The sequence below is a fragment of the Olleya sp. KKT75 genome (genome assembly GCF_055635485.1).
This window is the reverse complement of sequence record NZ_CM145759.1, coordinates 2,617,021-2,641,710: the sequence shown is the minus strand read 5'-3', so window position 1 is coordinate 2,641,710 and position 24,690 is coordinate 2,617,021. Positions and strand designations below refer to the sequence as shown.

Annotated in this window: 19 protein-coding genes and 1 CRISPR repeat array; of the genes, 3 read left to right on the top strand and 16 right to left on the bottom strand. The window is 28.4% G+C overall.

The features are described from left to right. Positions 1-6: 6 nt before the first annotated feature. From ACZ2G2_RS11875 to ACZ2G2_RS11820, 12 genes are all read right to left on the bottom strand, one after another. Positions 7-489, bottom strand: a complete 483-nt coding sequence (locus tag ACZ2G2_RS11875) for a hypothetical protein (RefSeq protein ID WP_470392288.1) — start codon at positions 487-489, stop codon at positions 7-9. Positions 490-704: 215 nt separating this feature from the next. Continuing rightward, a complete protein-coding gene (locus ACZ2G2_RS11870) occupies positions 705-1,613 on the bottom strand; it encodes a helix-turn-helix transcriptional regulator (protein ID WP_470392287.1) in 909 nt (302 codons plus the stop codon). A gap of 9 nt (positions 1,614-1,622) precedes the next feature. Further along, positions 1,623-2,270, bottom strand: coding sequence for a hypothetical protein (locus ACZ2G2_RS11865; RefSeq protein ID WP_470392285.1), 648 nt, complete (start codon positions 2,268-2,270; stop codon positions 1,623-1,625). Beyond that, the gene (locus tag ACZ2G2_RS11860; protein ID WP_470392283.1) at positions 2,234-3,250 is read right to left on the bottom strand and encodes a PDDEXK-like family protein; all 1,017 of its coding nucleotides are present in this window, start codon (positions 3,248-3,250) and stop codon (positions 2,234-2,236) included. The genes ACZ2G2_RS11865 and ACZ2G2_RS11860 overlap by 37 nt, the downstream gene beginning before the upstream one ends. Positions 3,251-3,322: 72 nt before the next feature. Beyond that, on the bottom strand, positions 3,323-3,607 hold the full coding sequence (locus ACZ2G2_RS11855) for a hypothetical protein (RefSeq protein WP_470392281.1): 285 nt from the start codon (positions 3,605-3,607) through the stop codon (positions 3,323-3,325). A gap of 332 nt (positions 3,608-3,939) precedes the next feature. After that, complete coding sequence (locus ACZ2G2_RS11850) at positions 3,940-5,262, bottom strand: 5-methylcytosine restriction system specificity protein McrC (protein WP_470392279.1); 1,323 nt, start codon at positions 5,260-5,262, stop codon at positions 3,940-3,942. Next, positions 5,263-7,122 (bottom strand): AAA family ATPase, encoded by a 1,860-nt coding sequence (locus tag ACZ2G2_RS11845; protein WP_470392277.1) that lies wholly within the window; start codon positions 7,120-7,122, stop codon positions 5,263-5,265. 414 nt (positions 7,123-7,536) lie between these two features. Then, positions 7,537-9,501: a DUF2779 domain-containing protein gene (locus tag ACZ2G2_RS11840; protein WP_470392276.1), complete on the bottom strand. Its 1,965-nt coding sequence runs from the start codon at positions 9,499-9,501 to the stop codon at positions 7,537-7,539. A gap of 20 nt (positions 9,502-9,521) precedes the next feature. Continuing rightward, a complete protein-coding gene (locus ACZ2G2_RS11835) occupies positions 9,522-9,917 on the bottom strand; it encodes a hypothetical protein (RefSeq protein WP_470392274.1) in 396 nt (131 codons plus the stop codon). A gap of 5 nt (positions 9,918-9,922) precedes the next feature. Continuing rightward, positions 9,923-12,307 carry a DEAD/DEAH box helicase gene (locus tag ACZ2G2_RS11830; protein WP_470392272.1) on the bottom strand — a complete coding sequence of 795 codons (2,385 nt, stop codon included), beginning with the start codon at positions 12,305-12,307 and terminating at the stop codon, positions 9,923-9,925. A gap of 16 nt (positions 12,308-12,323) precedes the next feature. Beyond that, a complete protein-coding gene (locus ACZ2G2_RS11825; protein WP_470392270.1) occupies positions 12,324-12,749 on the bottom strand; it encodes a putative phage abortive infection protein in 426 nt (141 codons plus the stop codon). A 135-nt stretch (positions 12,750-12,884) separates the two neighbouring features. Continuing rightward, on the bottom strand, positions 12,885-14,216 hold the full coding sequence (locus ACZ2G2_RS11820) for a hypothetical protein (RefSeq protein ID WP_470392268.1): 1,332 nt from the start codon (positions 14,214-14,216) through the stop codon (positions 12,885-12,887). A 518-nt stretch (positions 14,217-14,734) separates the two neighbouring features. On the opposite strand from ACZ2G2_RS11820, the gene cas9 reads away from it, so the two are divergent. The 3 genes from cas9 to cas2 are packed head-to-tail and all read left to right on the top strand — an operon-like array spanning position 14,735 to position 20,059. Then, positions 14,735-18,829 (top strand): type II CRISPR RNA-guided endonuclease Cas9, encoded by a 4,095-nt coding sequence (gene cas9 / locus ACZ2G2_RS11815; protein ID WP_470392266.1) that lies wholly within the window; start codon positions 14,735-14,737, stop codon positions 18,827-18,829. A gap of 2 nt (positions 18,830-18,831) precedes the next feature. Further along, positions 18,832-19,719, top strand: coding sequence for a type II CRISPR-associated endonuclease Cas1 (cas1, locus tag ACZ2G2_RS11810; RefSeq protein ID WP_470392264.1), 888 nt, complete (start codon positions 18,832-18,834; stop codon positions 19,717-19,719). A gap of 1 nt (position 19,720) precedes the next feature. Beyond that, entirely contained in the window at positions 19,721-20,059 is a 339-nt protein-coding gene (gene cas2 / locus ACZ2G2_RS11805) for a CRISPR-associated endonuclease Cas2 (RefSeq protein WP_470392262.1), read from the top strand. 112 nt (positions 20,060-20,171) lie between these two features. Further along, a CRISPR array of direct repeats spans positions 20,172-21,281; the repeat unit is 46 nt; unit sequence CTTGTGATTGCTCACGTAAAAATACAATTTGAAATCAATTCACAAC. 1,103 nt (positions 21,282-22,384) lie between these two features. Here cas2 and ACZ2G2_RS11800 read toward each other — a convergent pair. Genes ACZ2G2_RS11800 through ACZ2G2_RS11785 form a run of 4 tightly spaced genes read right to left on the bottom strand, consistent with a single transcriptional unit; the run spans position 22,385 to position 24,671 of the window. Beyond that, positions 22,385-23,581 carry a primase-helicase family protein gene (locus tag ACZ2G2_RS11800; protein ID WP_470392260.1) on the bottom strand — a complete coding sequence of 399 codons (1,197 nt, stop codon included), beginning with the start codon at positions 23,579-23,581 and terminating at the stop codon, positions 22,385-22,387. A 2-nt stretch (positions 23,582-23,583) separates the two neighbouring features. Further along, entirely contained in the window at positions 23,584-23,901 is a 318-nt protein-coding gene (locus tag ACZ2G2_RS11795; RefSeq protein ID WP_470392258.1) for a hypothetical protein, read from the bottom strand. Between the two features lie 6 nt (positions 23,902-23,907). Then, the gene (locus ACZ2G2_RS11790) at positions 23,908-24,309 is read right to left on the bottom strand and encodes a hypothetical protein (RefSeq protein WP_470392257.1); all 402 of its coding nucleotides are present in this window, start codon (positions 24,307-24,309) and stop codon (positions 23,908-23,910) included. A gap of 29 nt (positions 24,310-24,338) precedes the next feature. Beyond that, the gene (locus ACZ2G2_RS11785; RefSeq protein ID WP_470392256.1) at positions 24,339-24,671 is read right to left on the bottom strand and encodes a helix-turn-helix transcriptional regulator; all 333 of its coding nucleotides are present in this window, start codon (positions 24,669-24,671) and stop codon (positions 24,339-24,341) included. Positions 24,672-24,690 lie beyond the last annotated feature (19 nt).

Below are 24,690 nucleotides of genomic sequence, written 5' to 3'. Positions count from 1 at the left end.
TAGGTATCATCTGTTTTTTATTTGTTTTTTCACCTCTTGAAGTAGTTTGTTTAAGGTGTTCCCTTTTATGTAATTTTCGTTAATACGCATCGTTTTACCATCTGTAAATTTTAGTTTAACTAATCTAAAACGTAAATAGTTGCTTCTTTTGGCATAAATGGCCAAAATAAAAAAAGCATAAGGTGAAAACGTAAAATCAATTTCTTTTATATTGAAACTTACTAATTCATTCATTTTACGCTGTTTTGTTATAAGTCCTAAAAAGCGATGGGTTTTAAAATAATTTTCCGAAATCTCATAGGTTTTAACATTCCAAAGCCCTATTAAAACAATTATACTACCAAAAGTTAACCACCAAAAACTGGTGCGATGAGGTTTATAGAATTCAAGGTATAATCCAACAACTAAGAGCAAAACACCAATTATAATTAGCTGTAATTGCACATTGTAGTCTACTTTTGTTTTGATTTTTGTTTTTGATGTCTGCATTTTTAATTAAAAAACTTTAGTCATTTACTTCCCAATACAGAAATAAAAATATCAGCAAAAACAATACTTAACAAGGTGTTGGGTACAAAATAGATACAAGATAAAATAAATATACATTTTATTTTTTTTATCATTTTTCACTTTTACCCTAAAAGATAATGTCGCCTGTAATTTCTCCTTTTTTTCTATAATTTCAAATATAAGTAAAAACATTCTTACTTTAAATCATATTGAGAAAGAGCATCTCTATGGATTCGAATTATTTTATCAATTAAAGTAGTTGGTTCTATAACCTTAACACTATTACCATACATTAAAATACGTTCTATTAATGATCGATTAGGAATTACATCCAAAGAGATCTGAAACTCAATATCTGTATCTATAAGTACTTGTTGAGAATGATGCAAAGGTAACGTTTTTACATATTGTCCTTGCTCTGGACTAAAGGACAAAACTACTCTTTGCTTGATGTCTTCAGAATATACCATACCAATAACATCATGATACAAGTAATTAATATCCACATCTGTATTGGGTACAAATGTATTTTCTGTTAGTTGCACGTTGGACACTCTATCAATTCCAAAATTTCTAAATTCTTTTATTCCCTCCTGCTCTCCAACAATGTACCATCGATTAGCATACTCTTTTAATAAGTATGGTTTTAACAAACGTTTTGTGGTCGTGTTTTTTTGAAAATTATAATGTGTAAAACTAATTTCTCTATGTTGCTTTATAGCAGTTAAAAACAACTCTAAATACTGTATTCCTTTAAGCCCTCCGCTATTATCAAACGTAATATGCTCCAAAGACTTACTTTTACTTTTAAAACTTTCTTTTAATAAATCAGCTGTATTTACTAATTCTAAAAAACGAAGAAAGCTTTCAAAATTTGAACTATTTTCATAATTGATATAATAGCTGTTTTTAGAACTGTCATATAATACTTCAACCCCAAATTCATTTCTTAAATCATCAAAATCACGTTGAATCGTACGCTTAGTATGCTCAAAACCGTTTTCAAACAAAAAGTCTTTTATAGCTTCAAAGGACGTATCACGTCCATTTTTAATTTTTTCTATGATTAATGAATATCGTTTTATTTTACCTTGTACAGACATTTATATTGTTTAAGAAATTAATTCTAAACCAGCATAATCATTAACTAGTTCATTCCAGTTTACAGGTGTTTTTATAAAAGTTTCTTTGACCCCTCCAACTTTGGCAAAATCAATATTAACGTCATAACCTGATGTAGAATAATTGTTTTCAGTATACATTTTATGTTCTAATATTAAACCCTGTAAATCCTCTAAAAGATCATAATCTATACGATTTACATAATCAAGATATCTGATACCATGAATAGCTGTTTTTACACCATTAACAACCATGTAAATCTCAATACGGTTATACATATCGATACTGTTTATTTTATATTTTTTATCTGAATATTTACTTAGGTATTCTATGCCATTTCCAGAATCTAAATACGCTTGTAAATCTATTCGTGCTTGTTTATCTGTGGTTTGAGAAATCCCCAAACCACTATACAATACATCTAAAATACTCCCGTAATGCTGAAAAACCTGTTTTCTAGCTTCAATTGGTAACTCATGACGAAACTCTTTTTTTGTTTCTACCAAATCGGCTTTAGTAGGTGTTTCATTATGAGATTCACCATGAATATTGGATACTTGTCTTCTCCAATATTTAGTTTCAATGATGTAGCGGATGGCCATTAATTGTTGATTTGTTTTTTCAAGCTTTCCGCCCACTTATCAAAAGGATCTTTATTTCTAGTATAAAATTGAGAAGTTATATAATAATTTTCAAAGATTTCACTAGTTGTATAATACCCTGAACGTGAGTCTCTATCACTTCTACTCAAAGATTTCCCTTTTTGTCTCATAAATTCAAAATTGATATTAAAAACATCACCTGAATACTTCTTTGATTGTAGATTATCTATTTCTTTTAGAGAAATTAAGTTTTGAGCATATAACTCTTTAGTAATACGTCTAATGTAAGCGGGAACAGTTTCTTCTTTTTTCACTTCTTCCTCAGCTTTCTCAGATTTGAAACCATTGTCAATAAATTGAATAAATGATTTAATTGTATCTTTTGTATATGTATTTATTGTTTCTATTTTCGCGTTATTCTCATCTTTAAGTAATCCTTCTAAAATACTTCTAATTGTAGTATTCGATTTTTCGTTATCATTATTATCCCAATATATATGAGTTTTATTGTTATTAGTGGTCAATTTTTTAAACTCTAAATCAAATTTATCATCCTCTGGTGTAGTATATATAGAATAAATATCAACATCATCAATATCAAAATTTTTAATCTTTGTTAATTCACTTTTTGTTGACTTAATTTGTTTTGCCAACTGGTCTAAAGTTTTAGCTGAAAGAGTTATTTTGTTTTCTATAAGAAACACTTTCTTAATACATTTTTCTGCTGACACGAAATTTATCATTTGCGAATTTTTACCGCCATAATTTTCATCTTTATAACAAACAATTACTATATCTACTCTTTGTTTTTTTCCTTGTTCAAAAAACACTTTATATTCATACTTATAGATATTAAAGTTTTCATCATTTGTAATTACAGGCTCTAAGAATTTCTCTAAAAAGGTATAACCTAAAGAATGATCCGCCCTGGGATCTAACAAATAGCCCAGAAAAGCAGATATGTTATTTTCATTAATTGAGCCATGACCGTTTGCAAGAATTTTAAATATGTTCATTTATTTATCTGTATTATTTAAATTAATATAATTGAGTTAATCTACTCGTAAAACTTAAATCATGGGAACTAACTAAAGCCACTCCATAACCGTTTTGTGTAACAAATACTGGTTATATTGTTCAGACACTTTTTTAAAAGAGGATCTTTCTCCTTTATTTGTATTTACAAAATGATACGCTCTCATAGTTAAATCAAACTCTCTATGTGTCTTTAGTTGTAAAATATTAATGTTTACCGTTTTTAAACAATTAGCTACAAACTGTTTGAGTGCGCCTGTAGTAGATTGTATTTCATTAGAAGCCATATTCCCATATACTTCTAAATAATCTTTAAATTCATTTAACACGTTATCCATTGCTTTATTTTTTGATGAATGCAAATGTTATGCGATAACTACGACAAAACATGTCGTAACCACAAAAAAACTTTTAATCAGTTACGACTAAACCCGTATTTTGAGATTTATAAATGTTTTTTGAATCTATGGATGTAAGTAATCTCTTCCTTTTACAATTAAAAAAAATAAAGGCGCTTGAAAAGTTTAATATTAATACTACAATTTATCGCTATCTTCAGTTTTTGTGTAAGTAAAGGATAACTCTATTATATTTATATTGTCTTTTACTTTACTAATCATGTTTAGAATCCCTATTATTTGGAATATTCCCTTTCTTATTGCCTTAAAATTTAACTGCTTTTTGGAATCCTACTTAAAATCTCAGGTAATTTAATTCCGTAACGATAAAAATTCACATAGTGCTTATAAGCGTCTAAATGTAATTTATCTTTTTTTATATTTTTATTTTGGTTTTGATGAGAATAAATAATTAAGCAATCAAGAACCTTATTAGAATCTTCTTCTCCCAGTAATTTATACATTTTTTCCATCCTAGCATATCCACTTACTTGTCTAGCATCTCTCATTTGTATTTCTTGGTATTCATAATATGGTTTGTATTTTGCATCTACAACAAATTTACATGTATTATCTTCACTTTTTATAATATAATCTGGCTCTTGCCTATTCACTTTTTGATGATAAACAACTTCACCTTTACCCCTAAACTCTTCTCGCAATTTTTTAAAAACATATAGCTCAAATAACTTTGGCATATCGATCCAAAATGGTGGTGTTTTTATTTTATTTGCTTTAATATTGGAAATGTTATACCCGTACTTTTTAAGAATTAATTCAGCTAATTTTAAAGCTTGTGTATATTCTTTAAACATGGGGTTTGGTTTACTACTTTTTAATACTCTGATATCAACCTCTTCTTCTATATTTTCAAATACTGGAGAGATATAATTAAAAACTTCATTTAAATTTATTTTGGAATTAGTTTTAATTTTATCTAAAGCTGAACGCGTGAAGAGTAAAGCTTTTTTTAAAATTTTATTTTCTATTGAATTATACCCAAACTCTTCATATTGGCAAACAGTATAAAGCATTTTTTGTTTGCTATGATTTAATTTTAATGTACCATTTACTAGTATTTTCCCCTTTACTTTAGCATTTAAATTTCTCGTAACTTTGTAATACGACTTTTTTAATCCTTTGTTTACAATTTTTTTTAAAATCTGCAAATACTCTAATAATAACAAAGGTGTTAATTGATCCTGGTATTGCTCTATTTCTAACAAAGGCGCATCAAAATCTATTGTATACAATGATTCTAAATGTTCATAATTTTTAGGCTCTTCTAGTGCTTCAAAAAGCATAAACAAATAATCTATTTCTATATCTTCGTTGTTTACTTTTGGCTGGACGTAAATAGGAACATTAGTTTCACCTATCCAATCAACACCTATATAATAACCAGTTTCAAATTGACATTTCCCATCTTCAGATTGACTTAATTTATAGCAAAATTTATCTGTTTTATCACTAAATAATTTCTCTATAGTTCCGTTAACAGATATTTGATTACTAATAGATTCATTTCTTTTAGATAATAGATAACGATCTTTAGCTTTAAACTTGTTACCAAAATGTTCTCTAAGAATAATCATTTACAAAGCATTTATTTTCTCAATAATTTTTTCATCTCCACTATCTTTTAAGATTCCGTCTGTAACATATTCTCTTAAAATAGGTTTTATCTCATATTTTAATCGTAAATTAAAAGTGTCTTTTTCATGAATAAAGTAGCTGTGCCCCAACCAAACGTCTTCTACTTTAAACTCATCTGACAAAAAAACTGAAGACTCAAATATTGTTTCATCATTTACGGATGCTACATCATTTTTAATAAAGAACTTGGAAACGGCTATAAACTCATCCTTTGCAAATTCTAATGTTGGATCTTTAACTTCTTTATCTTTATTTAACTCTTCATTTGTTAGTACTTTTGGTAAGACATCTACAAAAGCAAAACGTCTTCTAATAGCATAATCAATATATCCAACACTTCTATCCGCAGTATTCATTGTACCTATTATGAAAAGGTTTTTAGGCAGTTCTATCCTAGAATCATCATCTATGACATATAAACTACTAACCTCTCTACCGCGATACTCTAAAGCATATATTAATTCACCTAAAACGGAAGACAAATTAGCTCTATTGATTTCATCAATTACCAGTACATAATTTTGATGTGGATTTTTAATAGCACTCTTAGAGATTTTAATTAAAATCTTATCTTCAGTAGTATAAGCTATATTATTATTATCATCAGATTTAGCGACTATTCCTCTAACAAAATCTTCGTAAGTGTATGAAGAATGAAACTGAACAAATTCGATAAAATCCGTTTCGTCTTCCTCTTCAAACTCCGACATAACGATCGATTGATTAGATTTAATTTTTTCTTTTAGATTTTTAGCTAGGGCATCCTCATATGATTTGTACCCACCTGTTCTTCCAACAACGTTAAATAGTTCCTCATTGTAGGATTTTATAATTTTATCGTATGATGGATTCCATACTTTACTATTTTCACTTTTTACTTTTACAGTCTTATGATCTAAAGCAATTATTTCAAATTCTTTATTACTCTTTCCCGTTAGCTTATCTCCCACTTTAAAAACAGATCTTATAAAAGCTGATGTAATGCGAACATCTCTATTTGGTAGCATAGAGTCTTCTATTTCAATAATAGCTTGATTGTTTTTAGTTAATTCCTTTGCGATTTTTTCTGCTAATCTTGTTTTACCAGTCCCCGGAGGACCTTGTAAAATTATTTGTTTCTTGTTATTAAGTAATTCTTTTATTTCGTTAAATTTCATAATAGGTGATAATCGTTGAATGTTTTTATTAAAATCTGAAATTATTTTATAAGGAGAACCTGAACTAAAACCAGAACTTAAAGATGTTCTTTTTCCTTTATTCCAATTAAATACAAGATTTTTAAGAAATAATTTATCGATATTCCTCCCTCTTTTTAGAATAGTTTCTTTTATCCAAATCACTAAATCATGCCAATGATTATTATTTTCTAAATTATGATAATATTGACCTGGTCTCCCATCCTTAGTTATTTTTTGAATAAATCCATTTTGGTTGTTGTTTGCTAATTGAAGTAATAAATTTCTAAAATCATTATCATTCTCAGAAATCATATCTTCTATTACTAAAATATTTATATCACTTTCCCCACTACCTTGTGGCCATTTGTGATGATTAATATCCAATAAGTATACATTTTCTCCAAAATGATCGTGTAATTCTTCAACATTTTTTACGTTATCTAAACCTCCTATTTCTTTATAAAATAAAGGTTTGGTTGTAAAGCACTGCTTATTAAAATAATACTTAGCTCTCACCACTTTATTCCCAAGCATTTTTTGAGAATCACTTGTAATATCTTCAACCTCTACGGTAAGTTGATTGAAAAAATCTATTGCTTTTAATAATTCTTTTGGTTCCATTTATCTTTTGACTTAAATTGATAGCTCCTTCCCTGATAATCAATTTTCTATTCTCAATTCACGTTTTATCTTCATTTCATTAAGAAATTTGATATTATTTAAAATATCTGTCTTATTCAAACCTTATATATTTAAATGCTTCCTTCCTTACAACAAACAACTATACTCTTCTTTAACAACAAGCTAAAGAGATCAATCTTGTTTTTTAATCAATTACTTCTTCATAACTTACTTCTTCAATATTTTCAAAGGAAAAATTTTGTACACTATTCATCCAGTTCTGAATATTTTCTCTATTTTTTAGAGCTTGATTGTAAGCATTACCGATATTGTTAATCTGGTTTTTAAGCTCAATTAAATTAGGTGCAAAGATTTTTATAAACTCATCTTGGTCATTTATTTTTTTTATTCACATTAATCTTCAATTATCTCTTTAAAATGTTCAAATATCATAACCATAGCTAAGGTATCTAACTCACAGTATTTAAGTAAAGCAGAGGACAATTCATTGATTTCTTCTTCTGTCATATCTGTATATTGTAATTTACCATATGCAGTTAAAGCTGCTCCTCCATTATCTATGTCTTCAATTTCAGATAAAGTATTCTCTAATTCTTCCTCACTCCAACCTTGAAATACGGAAGGCAACATTTTATAAGGGCTCTTCACAATACCATCCGTAATATTTAACCAAATATGATTTTCTGTAAAATTTTTACTTGTTAGATTAATTTTATTTATTGGCTGTGAGTATTTCTCTTGCAAAAATGCACTTGAGCTTAAAGATGCGGGCAATACTGCTTTAATTGAATTTGATCCTTTTGTTAAGGGATTATAATAGTAACGTTTCTCAACTTCCCATAAATCGACCATATCACGTTCTCCTTTCCATGACGTAACACTATCTCTTTTTGAGTGAGAAATATGCTGTATAAAATCTATCAGTTCTTTTTTATCTGTTTCATCTGAAGCAAATAATTGAACATAAATAGCATTTAAAATCGTGTTTTCATGACTAGAATACTTAAATATTGAGCCTTTATCAGTTTCAAGTGCTTTTTTCAAAGCCCTTATAAATTCAAAATTTGGAAAGAAACCAGCTTTATTATTAATGTATTCGTTAGCATGTTCGATTCTACCATCTTCATGATATATATGATGGGAGAATTGGAATGCAATTTGTTCGTAAGGCTTTAATCCTTTGTTAAAAGGTAAAGCAACTGTACTTGTTTCAAAATCAATAAAATGTAATGGATACTTCCATTTTCCCATTTCTTCTTTTAACCCATCTTTATCTACATAAATAGAGAAATCATTGTTAACTTCCTTTTCTATTTGCAACCATTGCCTATGTTTTGTCGTTAATTTTTCAGGATCTTCATTAAACCCTATATTATCTTCTGTCAATTGTTCTTTAAAGTAAATACCTTCTTCAAATAATATAGTTCCTCTTCTAAAGTTATGAACATCAAATATATTAGGCTTTTTAAAATCGTTTTCACTCCACTTATGTTGTTTCGTAAAACACTCCTTAAATCCAGATTTTAAACCCTGCTGTTCTTCATCTTCAGTACATTTATATTCACAACTTTTGCAAGCACTAAAACTAGTTGGCCAATTAGCATAACTATCATTAATATACTTTTCTTTAAAAAAGTCAATTGATTCTTGAAAAGTTAAACTATCATGATATTTATATTTGTTTGTTTCAATATCAGTTACAATTTGTGTAATATTTTTTCGGCCTAAAACAGTATTACCTGTTTCTTCTAGAACACTTACTTTTTTAAGTATTCCAGTTCTATTTTCTCCTTTGTTACTAATTCTAAATAATTGATTTAATCCATTAATACTAGCTTTCCTAGATTTGTCTGCCATCATTAAATATGATTGAATATTCCAACTAGGAAAACATAATTGCATTACGTGTTTTTGAAAGGCAATATCAAATAAATAAGGTTTCCAACCTGAAACCATTTTACCACTTTTACCTATTAAAAGATACTCATTGTCAGGTATAAAAGATTTAGACTTCACTTCAATAAGCTCAATATCATTTCCTTTTTTCACTAATACATCAACACGAATAAATAAGCCATCAATAAGAAAAGCAGGTTCGTAGATAATTACATTTTGTTGCTTTAGCAGATCTTGTGTCTGATGCCATAACAATTCATAATCCCAATCATTACCTTCTATCAATATTCCATTTGGATAATGTAATCTAGCTAATTCTTCTACTTGAAAACCTCCTTGTGCTAGCGCTTGTAAAAAAGGATCATCCTGCTTTTTATTAGCGTATTCTGTTTTACGTGTATAGTACAATTTATTTGGACATTCAAGCCCCAATTTAAATCGTGATTTTGAAAGTATTCTCATATTAAAAAATTTACAGAGGATTACTTATCTAGCTTATCAATAATCGTCCCTATTAAAGTCCCTCCTGCTGCGGTTAACAAGAATAATGGCATACCTATAGCTCCCCCTAAAGCAGCAACACCCGCTCCTCCAAAACCCGCTAAAGCTAAGGCTCCACCACCTCCAATAATACCAAGTTTCTCCGCCCAAGTTGCGTGCTTCCAATAATTCTTAGAATAAGAGCTAATATACTTAGTCGACATTTTAAATGCTTCAGAATTATTGAGTTCCTTTAAAGCTTTTAACTTTTGTTTAAAACTAAGAGACTTATTTTTTTGAATTTCTTTTACTCTTTTCGCCCATTTTAAAAGTTCTTTTTTTTCAATGTCACTTAGATGTTCAATTTTAACGTCATTACTCCCGTCTTTATCATTCATAAAAATTAATTGTTTTCATAATTTATAATTTTAGTAGAGACATTTATAATTCCTGTAACTAATTGATCTTGAAAAAATCTCCATTCATCAGGGTTACATACAATAATTAAGGTGTTTTTAGCTCGACTAATTGCTGTATTAATATTATTAAGACCACTTGACATAGTATTAGTACTATCTGTAAACCACGGTCTTTTTCCATTACCAATATCACATACCGAATATATAACAGTATCCCATTCTTGGCCTTGAGATTTATGCACTGTCAACACTTTATTTTGTCTTTGAAATTCTGGCAAGGCATTGGTTAAAGCTCTTACTTGTGCTGCATAGGGAGCTAATATTGCAACATCACTATCTTCTTTATAATTAGTATTTACTAAAGATTGTATTGCCTCAACCTCAGAGATATTTAAACGTGTATTATTTGTTCTATTAGTAGGGTTTTGTACTTGATAAACAATAATCTCTGTTTCCTCATTCTTTTTAGAATCAAAACCTTCTGGATAAACATGTTGTTTAAGCACTCTTGCTAGTGAATTACCAAATCTAAATGTACCTGTTAAATTAGATTTAACCATACTTTCAAAATCTGCATTGCTCCCTTTTAAATATCTAGACACTATAGTATCTAATGCATCATGTTTAAATAAATCTTCTAGATAAATAGCAGACTGATCCCAAACCATAACTGGTCTAAAATTTTGATTGCTTTGAATATCTCTTTTTGAAATCTCACAAACTGGAGGTAATTGCATATGATCTCCCAAAAGTGTAATTGGTACTTTCTGGTTAAAAAGTGTCATCGCTTTTATTATGTTGGAATAACCTGCCTCATCCAAGAAAATATGGTCTACTCCTAATTTTTTTTCTCTGAATCTAAACAGGTAAGTATCTAATGTAGCACCAATAATAGAAACATTTTTTAATCGCTCTTCTGTACTATAATTAGCCAATCTATCCTGCTCCTCTAAAAGTGTAGCATATTTAAATTGCAAGGTGTCTCTATCTAAATGATTATACTCTTTAGACAAAGACTCATAAACGGGTCTTTCATCTTCAATTTTATCAATTTTCGCATTTATAAGACACAGCAATTCATCTAGATTTTCAGCTGTTATTTTAGGTAAATTAAACCTTAAATATTCTAGATTAAAATTATCTTCTTTGTTTTCAATATTTTGTTCTAATTTATAAATACTAATTCTAGATTTATCAATTAAATCCTCCAATTCTGTTATGCTTTTTGATAACTTTTGCTCATTTAATTCTGCAAGTACCTGCTCATCAATTAAGCTATTAATGCTACTTTTGAAATCTACTTTTTTTGTGAAGATTGAAGCCAACATATATAAAACCGAATCTCGTTTTTTCTCCAAACTTTGTTTTTCACGAGTTATAGAATTTAACTGTAATTCAACTGTCTTTTTATCTAGTGTTAACTGCTCAAATTTAGAAGTGTTTTCTGAACGATTATCTTGAATAATTTTAACTAACTTATGGACTGAATTTAAATCATCAATTAGCAATAATGCTTCTTGTAATTTTTTTTGATTTTTAGTCTCTTTATCTACACCTAGTATACGTTTAATTATATCTAATTGTACATTAACCTGTTTTAATTGGTTTTCCAAACCAATAATTTCACAAACTTCCGGAAACTCATCAGCAAACTTTTTTGAAGGACCACCTAATCGTAATATATTATCACGATTAATACCAGCCTTATCTGTCATTTTTATAACACCTCTATAAATTTGCTCTAAAGCATGGTTTGTTGGTGCTACAATTGCTACTTTTTTATTATTTGCTATGTAATGCAGTATTGCATAACTTAAAACAAATTGTGTTTTACCAGTTCCTGGAGCTCCCCAAATGTAGGTTAAAGGTTTATTGAATATTATATCTAATGCATCTAGTTGTTCTTTAGATGGTTTTTCATTATCAAAAAATATATCTGATGAAGGTGTTTTTAAACTAGAAGCTTTTACAGGGATTGCAATATCATTACCATTTGTTTCATACCATTCTCTTACTCTATCTATCAAGAATTTCATATCTGAAACTATAATCCAATCATTAACATTAGCATTAATAAATTTGGGATATATCTCTGGCTTTACTTTTAATACTATGGTATTAGTATCTCTATCATAAACTTGTATTTTAATACTCTCTACAGTATACTCTGTATTAGAAGGAATGTGTTTAAAAACTAAGGTCTCCTCGTCAAAAATACTACCATTAATATTTAGTTTTATTCTTGTTTTACCAACCTTGTTTATACCTCTTACATTAATATTAAAGACACCTCTTCTATTATCCTCCAAATAATTATAGTAAACATTAGATGCCGAAATACATGTATTTCTAATTTCAGTAATTGTCATAAATAAATTAGTTAAATTATTGAAATTTGGTTAAATGTTCTTCAATATTTATTGGTTTCTCAAAAGCAGAGTCCATATAAAATGGTTTATAAAATTTAAAAATGTGATCTGGATTGTGCTTAATTATTTTTAAAAAACTATACTTCTCTAACAACGGTTTAAACTTTTCATTTTCTTTATCTGATAAACAATTAAAACATAACCAATGTAATTCGTCATCAGTTAATTGGGAATTTATTATTGAAGTATAAGAATATTGTAGTTTATAATTTTCTGTCTTGTCCTGTACAAATTCTTTTTCGTCAATCATTTTTATTATCCTGTACATGTTTCTATGATAATGAACGAAACCTGTATTAAGAGAGAAGTAGATTAAGTTATAAATGTCTTGAAATTTAGTAACTTCCTCATGACCATTTAATTCTAATTTTGAACATTCCATATTTTTATAATTAACTTTTAAAATATAATTTTAACAGCTGATTTTAGAGGCTTTTTCTAGTTGATTTTATTAAAAAAAGAACTCAAAACGCTAACTGGATCTTAGACTAGCTGTTTTATTCTCTCTAAAATTAATTTATTTTCCTTTCAATAAATTATCAAATGGTATAGTCGTTCTTATTCCGACAACTGCTCGTTTATAAAATTCATCTCCTGTTTCTTTAAATTTATCTTCAATATCTGTGAAATGAGTAAATAATTCAAAATTCACTATAGTGCTCTTTTTTAATTCACTTTTCTTCTGTAGACCAATTACCAATCCAAGTCCTAAATTCTTGAAGTTACCATTATATTTATCAGATTGAATGATTTCATTATAATCACCATAAATATGTAAATGTAAATTATCAATAATTTTTTTATTAATATCAAAAGCAATTTGATGTCTTTTAAATGTATCAAAATTTCCTAATAAATAAGCATTAGTTGTTTTTTCTATAAATCTATTACCATCTACTGTATTACCAATATTATTTTCGGTAACAATTTTTTCAGAACTTAACTCTGAAGAATTATTTGTTTCAGCATAAGAGTAATTAATAGAATATTGACCATTAAAAACATAAGCCCAATAATTTTTATAATCACAAGAAAGATTATTAACTTGATCATAAAACAAATTGAGTCCTAAGCCGAACTCATGATTCTCAGGAGTAATTTTCTCTATTTGCTCAGAAAAACTAAAGTTTGAATCATAAGTATATAATTTTTGAGTACCATACTTAGCATATAAATTTAACCAAACCAATCTAACCGAAGACCACTTAGATTCTAATTCGATTTTTTCCTTTTTTGAATCATAATCCTCCAATTCTAATGTTTCTAGTTTTATTTTTAAATCGTAAATTTTCTGTTTAATTTCTTTTATTTCAATTACACTTAAATTCGTATTATTTTTTATTTCTAACTTGTATGAACTTATTAAGTCATCAAGTAAAATCTTGTGATCGTCGTAATCTGTTTTCTTTAAATTTAATTTAGCTTTTTCAGAGTCTAAATCTAATTTATCCTCAAATGTAAACTTATACCTTGTTAATCCCCAAAATGACAAAACAAAGCTCTGATCCAATTTAATATTGATATCAGTACTATATTCTTCATTACTAAACACTGTAGATATATCATTTTTGATTCCTCCATCAAATTTAAAAGTACTTGTTGCTTTTAATTTTTTATCATTTTTTCCAAACCAGTTTTTACTTAGTGCTAAACTTAATTTTGGCTTGACAATATCTAAACTAACATAAGATCCCAAACTGCTTAAATCAGAATCTCCTAAAATAGCTTCTGTTAAGTAATTATTATAAATTTTGGTAAAGGATTTCGAACTAACATATTTAACTGTATCACTACTATTTTGAGCAGTAATTAAAAATGGAAAGAGAAGAAAAAAAGATAATTTTTTCATAATGGTTGGTTTTATTGGTTATTAATTAATAGCGTTTTATTTTTTTTTAAGCACTCAAGTCTTTAAACTGATCTTCTACTTGTTGCATGATTTCTTCTAAGATCTCGTTAAGTTTAGACAAACTTACATTATTACGAATTTCTTTCTTTACGGGAAACCGTATTACTGATTTTGAGTCACCATAAAATATAGTTGTAATTATAAGAAAAGAAGTACTATAAAAATAGTAAAGCAGAACAATTTTTTTATATTGTTAATCAGTTAAACTTTAACATGGTGTTCTCCGATATTAAATTGCTTCCCCACATATTCATTAAAAAAACAACACTTTTGTTAACAAAAAAAAGCGACATTTTCATGCCGCTTTAAATGTTTTCACAACGGAATAATCCTTATTGTGAATTGATTTCAAATTGTTATACAAATATATATTAAAAAAAATAATTTCAATTACGGTTTTCCGTAAACGTCCTAATTTTTATTTTTTTATTTTTATATAAATTAAAAACTCTTGTAGAATGAGAAAAATATTAGGATTGGATTTAGGGACTACATCTATTGGATGGGCTCTAGTAAATGAAGCTGAAAATAAAAGTGAAAATTCAGAAATCATTAAGCTTGGAGTAAGAGTCAACCCGCTTTCTATTGATGAGAAAACAAATTTCGATAAAGGAAAACCAATTTCTACAAACGCTGACAGAACCTTAAATAGAGGAGCAAGAAGAAATTTACAACGGTACAAACAAAGACGTGAAAATTTATTTGAGATTTTAGTAAAAAATAAATTAATCACGACTGAAACAGTATTAACAGAAACGGGAAACAACACGACTCATGAAACTTTAAGATTAAGAGCTAAAGCACCCAATGAGAAGATAGAACTAAATGAATTGGCTAGAGTACTTTTTTCAATCAACAAAAAAAGAGGGTATAAAAGTAGCAGAAAAGCAAAAAATGAAGATGAGGGAAATGCAATTGATGGCATGTCAATCGCAAAAGAATTATATGAAAATAATATTACACCAGGGCAATACGTATATAAGCTACTGTTAAATAAAAAAAAATATATTCCAGATTTTTATCGCTCTGATCTACAAAATGAATTTAATACAATCTGGGAATTTCAAAAACAGTTTCATCCTAATGTCTTAAATGATGAAATGTACAAGAAACTTGAAGGGCAAGGACAACAAAATTCCAGAAAAAGATTTCTTGCAATTCATGGTATTTATACGGCAGAGAACAAAGGAAAAAGAGACGCTGTCAAACTACAGCATTATAAATGGAGATCGGAAGCACCCCTTATTGAATTACCAATAGATAAGGTTGCTTATGTTCTAGTAGAGATAAATAATAATATAAATAAATCTAGCGGATACCTTGGTGCTATAAGCGACAGAAGTAAAGAATTACATTTTAAAAAAGAAACTGTCGGTCAGAATTTATATAGACAAATTAAAGCAAACAATCACACTTCTTTAAGAAGTCAAGTTTTTTATAGGCAAGATTATTTGGATGAATTTGAACAAGTTTGGGAAAGACAAGCTAAATATTACTCAGAATTAACTGCAGAATTAAAAAATGAAATCCGTGATGTAGTAATTTTTTACCAACGAAAATTAAAATCTCAAAAACACCTTATTTCTAATTGTCAGTTTGAAAAACAGCATAAAACTATACCTAAATCCTCTCCATTATTTCAAGAGTTTAAAATTTGGCAAAACTTAAACAATCTAGAATTTGAAAACATAAAAACAAAAGAAAAATGTGTCTTAGATGAAGACTTAAGAATTTCTCTTTTCGAAGAATTAAATTTAAGAGGAAGTCTAACAGAAAAAACAATATTAAAGTTTTGCGATTTAGATTCCACTTGGAAAAGTAATTTCACTCAGGGATTAGAGGGCAACAATACAAATAAAGCACTCTATAATATTTACCAGCATATTGCAACCGAAGAAGGTTATGGTTTTGATTGGGAAAAGAAAACTGCAAAAGAAATAAAAGAAGAACTAAAATTTATTTTTCCTCGAATCAATATTGATGCTACTATTTTAAATTTTGAAACCAAAATTGATGGACAGGCATTTGACAAACAAACAAGCTATCAATTGTGGCACTTACTATATTCTGCCGAAGATGACACAAAAATCTTATCGGAAGATAGCAAGGTTTATGGAAACTCTAATGTAGCTCTAAAAAAGAAGCTTCATACTAAATATGGTTTTAAACCAGAGTATGCCACCATGCTAGCCAATACATCTCTGCAAGATGATTATGGTAGTTTGTCTTCTAGAGCAATTCGTAAAATCATTGTTTTTTTACAAGAAGGCAATGAGTATTCAGAGGCTTGTGCTTTAGCAGGATATAACCATTCTAATAGCCTAACAAAAGAAGAATTAGATAAAAGGATTCTTAAACCAAGATTAGAGATACTGCAAAAAAACAGTTTAAGAAACCCTGTTGTAGAGAAAATATTAAATCAAATGGTTAACGTAATAAATCAAATTATTGATGAATACGGGAAGCCTGACGAAATAAGGATTGAACTGGCTAGAGATTTAAAAAAATCTGCAAAACAAAGGGAAGAAACTACAAAATTTATAAACTCTGCAACAAAAGTAAACGATGACATAAAGTCACTAATTCAAAAAGAATTTGGCTTTACTCCTACAAAAAATGATGTTGTACGTTATAAGCTATGGCTAGAACTTAAAAACAATGGGTATAAAAGCTTATTTACAAACAAATATATACCAAAAGAAAATATCTTTTCTAAAGATATAGATATTGAACATATTATACCTAAAGCCATTTTATTTGACGATTCTTTCTCTAACAAAACATTGGCATACAGAGCAGTAAACCTAAAAAAAGCAGATAGAACAGCAATAGATTTTATAGAACAAGAGTATAACAATGAAGATGTTAATAATTATAAATTAAGAGTAGAAAGTTTATATAAAAACGGAGATATTAGCAAAGGAAAATACAAGAAGTTATTAATGAGTTTAGCTAATTTACCGACAGATTTTATTGCACGAGATCTAGTTAACACACAATACATTTCTAAAAAAGCTAAAAGCATGTTATTTGAAGTATTTCAAAAAGTGGTTCCAACATCTGGTAGGATTACGGATAAATTACGTGGCGATTGGGATTTAATAAATGTAATGAAAGAGCTTAATTTACCTAAATACAGAAGTTTAGGATTAACAGAAACTCAAGAAAGAAAAGGTAATATAAAAATTGAAATAATAAAAGATTGGACAAAAAGAAATGACCATAGACATCATGCAATGGATGCACTTACTGTCGCTTTCACTACACATAATCATATTAACTACATAAACAATCTTAATGCCTCAAGGAATAAAGAAAGTGAATTGCATGCCATTAAAAACACTATTACTAAAGTTTATGAAAATACAATTGGAAATAAAAAAAGAAAATTTATCCCTCCAGTAATTAATTTTAGAGCTCAAGCTAAAAAGCATATTGAATCAATTTTAATTTCTTACAAAAACAAAAACAAGGTTGTAACTAAAAATATTAATAAATCTAAACTAAAAGGTAAAGACAACTTTAATATTAAACAACAGCTTACTCCTAGAGGTCAATTACATAAAGAAACTGTATATGGCAGCTCTAAAAGGGAAATGGAAAAACCCACCAAATTGAACAAAAGTTTTAATAAAGAAACACTAAAGTTAATTATTAACCAAAATTTAAAAACGGTTGTAACTAACCACTTAAAAAAATATAATGACAAACCTGAAGTTGCTTTCGATTCTAAAACAATAAAAAAAGACCCTATTCTTTATAAGGGTTTACCGTTAACAGAAGTTTTTTGTTTTGAAAAAATTTATACCATTCGAAAAAATGTTTCTCCAGATAATTTTAAAACAGAAAAAGATTTAAATAAAATAATCGATAAAAAAACAAGAGAAATTTTAAAACATAGACTTACTCAATTTGGAGCAAAACCTAAAGAGGCATTTGCTGATTTAGATAAAAACCCTATTTGGTTAAATAAAGAAAAAGGAATCACCATAAAGAGAGTCACTATAACAGGTGTTGCCAATGCAGAACCTTTACATTATAAGAAAGATCATTTTGGAAATGAAATTTTAGACAAAAACGGTAAAAAACAAGCTGTTGATTTTGTTAGCACAGGAAATAACCATCATGTAGCTATTTATAAAGATAACAAAGGTAAACTACAAGAAAAAGTGGTTTCTTTTTATGAAGCAGTAGCTAGAGTAAATGAGGGATTACCCATAATCAAAAAAGACTACAACATAAATTTAGGTTGGAAATTTCTGTTTACTATGAAACAAAACGAAATGTTTTTATTTCCTAATGACAATATAAATTTTAATGAAATAGACTTATTAGATAAGAAAAACTATGCTTTGATTAGCCCTTATTTATTTAGAGTACAGAAATTAACTAGTAAAGATTACTTTTTTAGACATCATCTAGAAACAACTATTCAAGATGATAAACAATTAAAAGGAATAACTTTTATTAGAACTGGCTTAAACAATATTGAGAATATTATAAAAATAAGAACCAATCATTTGGGAATGATTGTGCAAATAGGAGAATATTAAAAATGATAAAACAAACTATCTACATAGGTAATCCCTCCTATTTAAAATTAAAACAAAAGCAATTAGTCATACAGGAGCCTGAAACTAAAAAGATCAAAGGAACCGTGCCTATTGAAGATATTGCAATACTGATGTTAGACCATTATCAAATAACAATTTCTAACCAGCTTTTAATAAAATTACAAGGTAATAATGTGGCTGTAATTAGTTGTGACGAACATCATTTACCTTTTGGAATGATGCTTCCTATGTTTGGGCACTCAGAATATTCAGAACGATTAAAACATCAGCTAGCAGCATCAGAACCCTTAAAAAAACAATTATGGAAACAAACTGTTGAGCAAAAAATAAAAAATCAAAAGGCGTTATTAGCATTACACAACAAAATTTCAGAGCCACTAACAACATATCATTTAACTGTTAAAAGTGGTGACTCTACAAATAGAGAAGGTATCGCTGCTCAATTTTATTGGAAACACCTGTTTAATAACTTTTCTAGACAACGTTTTGGAGACGCTCCAAATAATCTTTTAAATTTTGGTTATGCTGTATTAAGAAGCATTGTTGCTAGAGCTATAGTTAGCAGTGGGTTATTACCTGTTATAGGTATTTTTCATAAAAACAAATACAATCCTTATTGCTTAGCAGATGACATAATGGAGCCTTACAGACCGTTTGTAGATAAATTAGTTTATAATTATATTTCTAACAATAATCCTCCTGAACTAAACAAAGTCGCAAAAGCAAAAATTTTAAGTATTGCTACTCAAGATGTCCTTATAGATGGACTGGTAAGACCTTTATTTATTGCTGTAACAACAACTACAGCAAGTTTATACAAATGCTTTACAGGAGAGCTAAGACACATCAAATATCCTGAACTAGATTAAAATGTCAACCAATAGATATAGTGCTTATAAAATTATGTGGGTATACGTTTTTTTTGATTTACCAACCGAAACTAAAAAAGAACGAAAAGCTGCTAATTTATTTCGCAAAAAATTAATAGATGATGGTTTTACAATGTTTCAATTTTCAATTTACTTAAGACATTGCACTAGTAGAGAAAATGCCAAAGTACATACTAGACGAGTTAAATTGAATTTGCCAATACATGGTAAAGTCTGCATTTTAAAAATTACTGACAAGCAATTTGGAAATATGGAATTATTTCATGGCATTAAAAAAGTAGACTTACCAAAACCCGTCCAGCAGCTGCAACTATTCTAAATAGGATCTATAAAAACTAATAAACCTCTATTTATTTACTAATAAAAGTCTTTATTTAAATTCAAAAAAGTAATCCCAATCTATTGATTTAACTCAATAAATTGGGATTGACCTTGTGATTGCTCACGTAAAAATACAATTTGAAATCAATTCACAACTGATGTGTCATTTTATATTTATTAAAGTTTCTTGTGATTGCTCACGTAAAAATACAATTTGAAATCAATTCACAACAACTTGAAACCGATGACATATTAAACAACTCTTGTGATTGCTCACGTAAAAATACAATTTGAAATCAATTCACAACCTTACGGAGCAAAGCCTTAGTCACTATGTTCTTGTGATTGCTCACGTAAAAATACAATTTGAAATCAATTCACAACAGTTTGTACGTGAAGCAGTAGCCGAAAAACCTTGTGATTGCTCACGTAAAAATACAATTTGAAATCAATTCACAACGGAGGACAATCTAAGCTATACATATTTAACCTTGTGATTGCTCACGTAAAAATACAATTTGAAATCAATTCACAACTTGCTAATTCCTTTTTAACATAGAGCGAAACTTGTGATTGCTCACGTAAAAATACAATTTGAAATCAATTCACAACACTCTCTAAGCTAATCTTTAACGCTTCCTGCTTGTGATTGCTCACGTAAAAATACAATTTGAAATCAATTCACAACTGTAATTTGGTTTTTTAAATAGCCATTATACTTGTGATTGCTCACGTAAAAATACAATTTGAAATCAATTCACAACACCATACATCAAGTGACGATTACTTTGTCTCTTGTGATTGCTCACGTAAAAATACAATTTGAAATCAATTCACAACTACCTCGATTTTTTGAGACTCAACAAGCAGCTTGTGATTGCTCACGTAAAAATACAATTTGAAATCAATTCACAACACTTTCTGTGGTATTTTCTATTATACATCACTTGTGATTGCTCACGTAAAAATACAATTTGAAATCAATTCACAACGCAACCATTTGCGCTTTCGTGTACTGCACTCTTGTGATTGCTCACGTAAAAATACAATTTGAAATCAATTCACAACAGTCGTGGGATGGTATTACAGTAATTAATGCTTGTGATTGCTCACGTAAAAATACAATTTGAAATCAATTCACAACTATATACCAAGAAGGAACAGTAGCTTTTTTCTTATGATTTCTCATATAAATATACAATTTGAAATTAATTTACAACTATTTAAAAGTTATTATTATTATTAATATTGGCTTACTTCTTGTGATTGCTTAAGTAAAAACACAATATGACATCTCTCCATTTACTGCCTTCTTTTACACCTCCTCTATAACACTCATAAATGATAATTAAAATAAAAAAAGTCTAGACTAAAATCTTTAAATGCAACAGAATTTTTAGGATCGGAATTATCTAATCCTTGATACAAGCCTAAGAAGGTATCAAAAGCTTATCAGAGACACCTATTCCTTATTTTTTATTGAAGACTAATCTATCTTTCAGGTCATCAATAACCACTTTCTTTTTGACAACTATCATTGCAGTTTTAAAACACCAGAAGTCTTCTCTTAAAGTTTAATCAATTAAAGCAGTTCTATCTGTTAAAAAATATTTTCCTTTTAGTTTTCGATTTGAATAACCGATGTGAAATTTAAAAAAAAGCACATGTTTTTGCTGTACCAATAGCCATTACTAGAATATTTTTTTGTACCAAAGTTCTTGCGGACTTGGAAACTGACCTGGCACTAATTCTGTTTCAATATCACCATCTGCATCTTTTTTATCGTAGAAATAGAAACCATCACTATTACTATTAAAGATAAATGGAATGTATAAAATATCTGTAAAACCAATATGTACTCATTCCAAACTGAACGAAGCAATGGAGTTACAATGTATTTAGCCTTAATATCTGATTCTGTTAGATCTTTTTTTATTCATATTACAATAAGTCTTAAGACTTCTAATAATTTTAATATTCCAATCAGTAATAAAGAGAGAGTTTAAATATAATTTTTTTTTATGAAATTGACATTACGGAAACCCTCATATTGTAAAATTACACCAATAAAACTAGTTAGCTAAACTAAAAAACCACATAAACAACTAAATAACAAAGTGTTAAAAAAAATATAAGATTCAAAAAAAAAGAACGTTGTTTGTTGACATTTTCTCAAAAAGCTAAGCCTACAGGTGGTTTAGACGTCAACAATAAAGAAACAATGTGTCAACATTTACAAATTTAAGAATGTTGCTTATTAGTTGCTTGATTGTTTATACCGTAAGTACCAGCTAGCATGGCTTTACAGTAATTAAGCAACAAATCAACTTATAGCTTCCAACATCTTTTTTGTAAACACATAATGACGTCCTTTGTGTTTAGACTCTTCCACAATAGGCTTATCTGCTGTAGAAAAAGACATATGATATTTAGTATATGTGCTGTTTTTTGGTTCTAATTGATATAAGTTTTTTATAGCTTCTGATATTTTAAAAGAACTAGTTCTAATATTGTTTTTACTTAGTTTATCGACTAAATCACCTACTGAATACTTCAACTCTTCTTTATCAAACTGTAAAAACTCATCAGACAGTATTTGCTCCATCTCTTTATTGATAAATGTTTTATTACCATTCATTAATACTGCTAAGGCACGAGTATATATCTGCTCTTTAGTAAACCACATTCTAGTTTTTCTAGGACTTACAATTTTTCTGTTTGTAATAAAATGAATAAAGTGTGGTAACTCGTTCTGTAATGTCTCTAAAAGGTTTGGATTATCTTCTGATAAGTCAAAGGGTATAATTTTACGCACCCAATACCTAGTTTCGGAATCATCTATGTACACAAAGTTTTCTTCGTTATTAGAACATAAAATAAACTTACCAAAAAAGTTACCTTCTATCTTATCCTTTCCTTTTGCTTCACTTTTATATGTTTTAGCTGTGGATAGGTTTTTTAAACGCTCACTATCTTCTCTTTTATCTAATAACACCTCATCGACTGCAATAATTAACTTAGATGCCCAGTCAGAATTAAACCGACTCCTAAAATCTTCGTTATTATTTATAGTCATGTTGTTTTGAAAAATTAATTTCATCCAATTAATAAAAGTTGTTTTACCTGTATTACGTTGATTACTTACTAAACATAAAATAGGTAAAACTTGCATTGGATTATGCCATAAAATACTGATATAATCTAACCCCATTTCAAACTGTTCTCCAAAAATATGCTGCAAAAACTTTAACGTTTCTGGGTAATCACCTTCGTTAATTTTATGATCTACCTTTTCATATTTATTATAAAAACTATTAATTACTGATTGGTAATTAATATGAGATGGAATTAAACAAAAACCATCATACTTTGACACTTTTTTAACGTAGTCCTTACCGTGGTCCGTAGTTATTTCTGACTTAGACCATTGGACAAGTTTTTTAATAGTATCCTTACTGTTTAATGGCATCATTACATTTTTAAAATATGTAGTACCGATTCTTAAATACTTATCTGTCATAGCTATACTTTTATTGTTAATAAAGATAACTTGGAACGGTCGAGGGTTTCATATTTTTTAGTGAACAACATTTCTATTATTACACCTTGCGCAGAAGGGTCCGCCCTGCATATTTCTTTTACTGTTTCTTCTATTTGAAAAAGCGGTAGCCTTGGCTTAAAACTAATTATTTGAATCCCTATATTTACTCTACGCATTAATTCACTTAGTATTCGAATAGATAATTCGGAATTATTATTGCTTAATTCCCTTAATATAATTTTGTTACATTCTTCTAGTACTGTTAAGCCATCTGGCTTGTTGTATGTAGTGTTTTTCATGGTTTTTTATTTATAAATTAGTATTTGTTGTTGTGTATCAAAATATGCTCTTGATCCATCAAATTGTGGAGAGAGATTTTTAATTAGGACTAACTTTTGTGCGCTTCCCGTTAATAGTTTTTGAATATCTCCTTTTGTTGCTGGTTTGTTTTCTTCTTTAGTAAATAAGCTAGTCGCCATATTAGTTGCCAAAGTTCCTACAGCTGCATTACCAATTCCAGACCAAGACATTTTGTCTTTTGTTGTTTGCATTTTCGGGTTTTCAAATTTAGGTGACAGTTGCTTTATTTTCTTTTTTTGATTAAAAGCATTTACTCTGCAACTGTTACTGCAATATTTTTGAATCCTTCTTCTTCTAGGGGTGTACTGTACACCACAATAGTTACAATTGTATGTATATCTATCCATTTTGCGTTAATTTAACGTTAGACTAACGCTTATTGAAATGGGTTTTTTAAAAGATAATCATTGGCTCTGTCATGAAGTGAAGCATTAGTTTCTTGCTTACCTTCTTTAATCCAATCCATGATTTCGGATTTTAAGAAATAGAGTTTACCCTTTTTATGATAAGGAATTGTGTTTTTATGAACTAATCCATATATACTTCCTTTTGTCATGGAAATAAATGTGGACAGTTCTTCAATGGTCATAAATTCATCTTCCTGAAGAGATTTGTCTCTGCTTAAAGAAAGATTTAATTGAGTAGTAATACGATTGACAAGCTCATTTATAGCTTCGTCATCCATTACAAAAAATTGTTTTTTGTTCATTCTAATTTAATTTATTAGT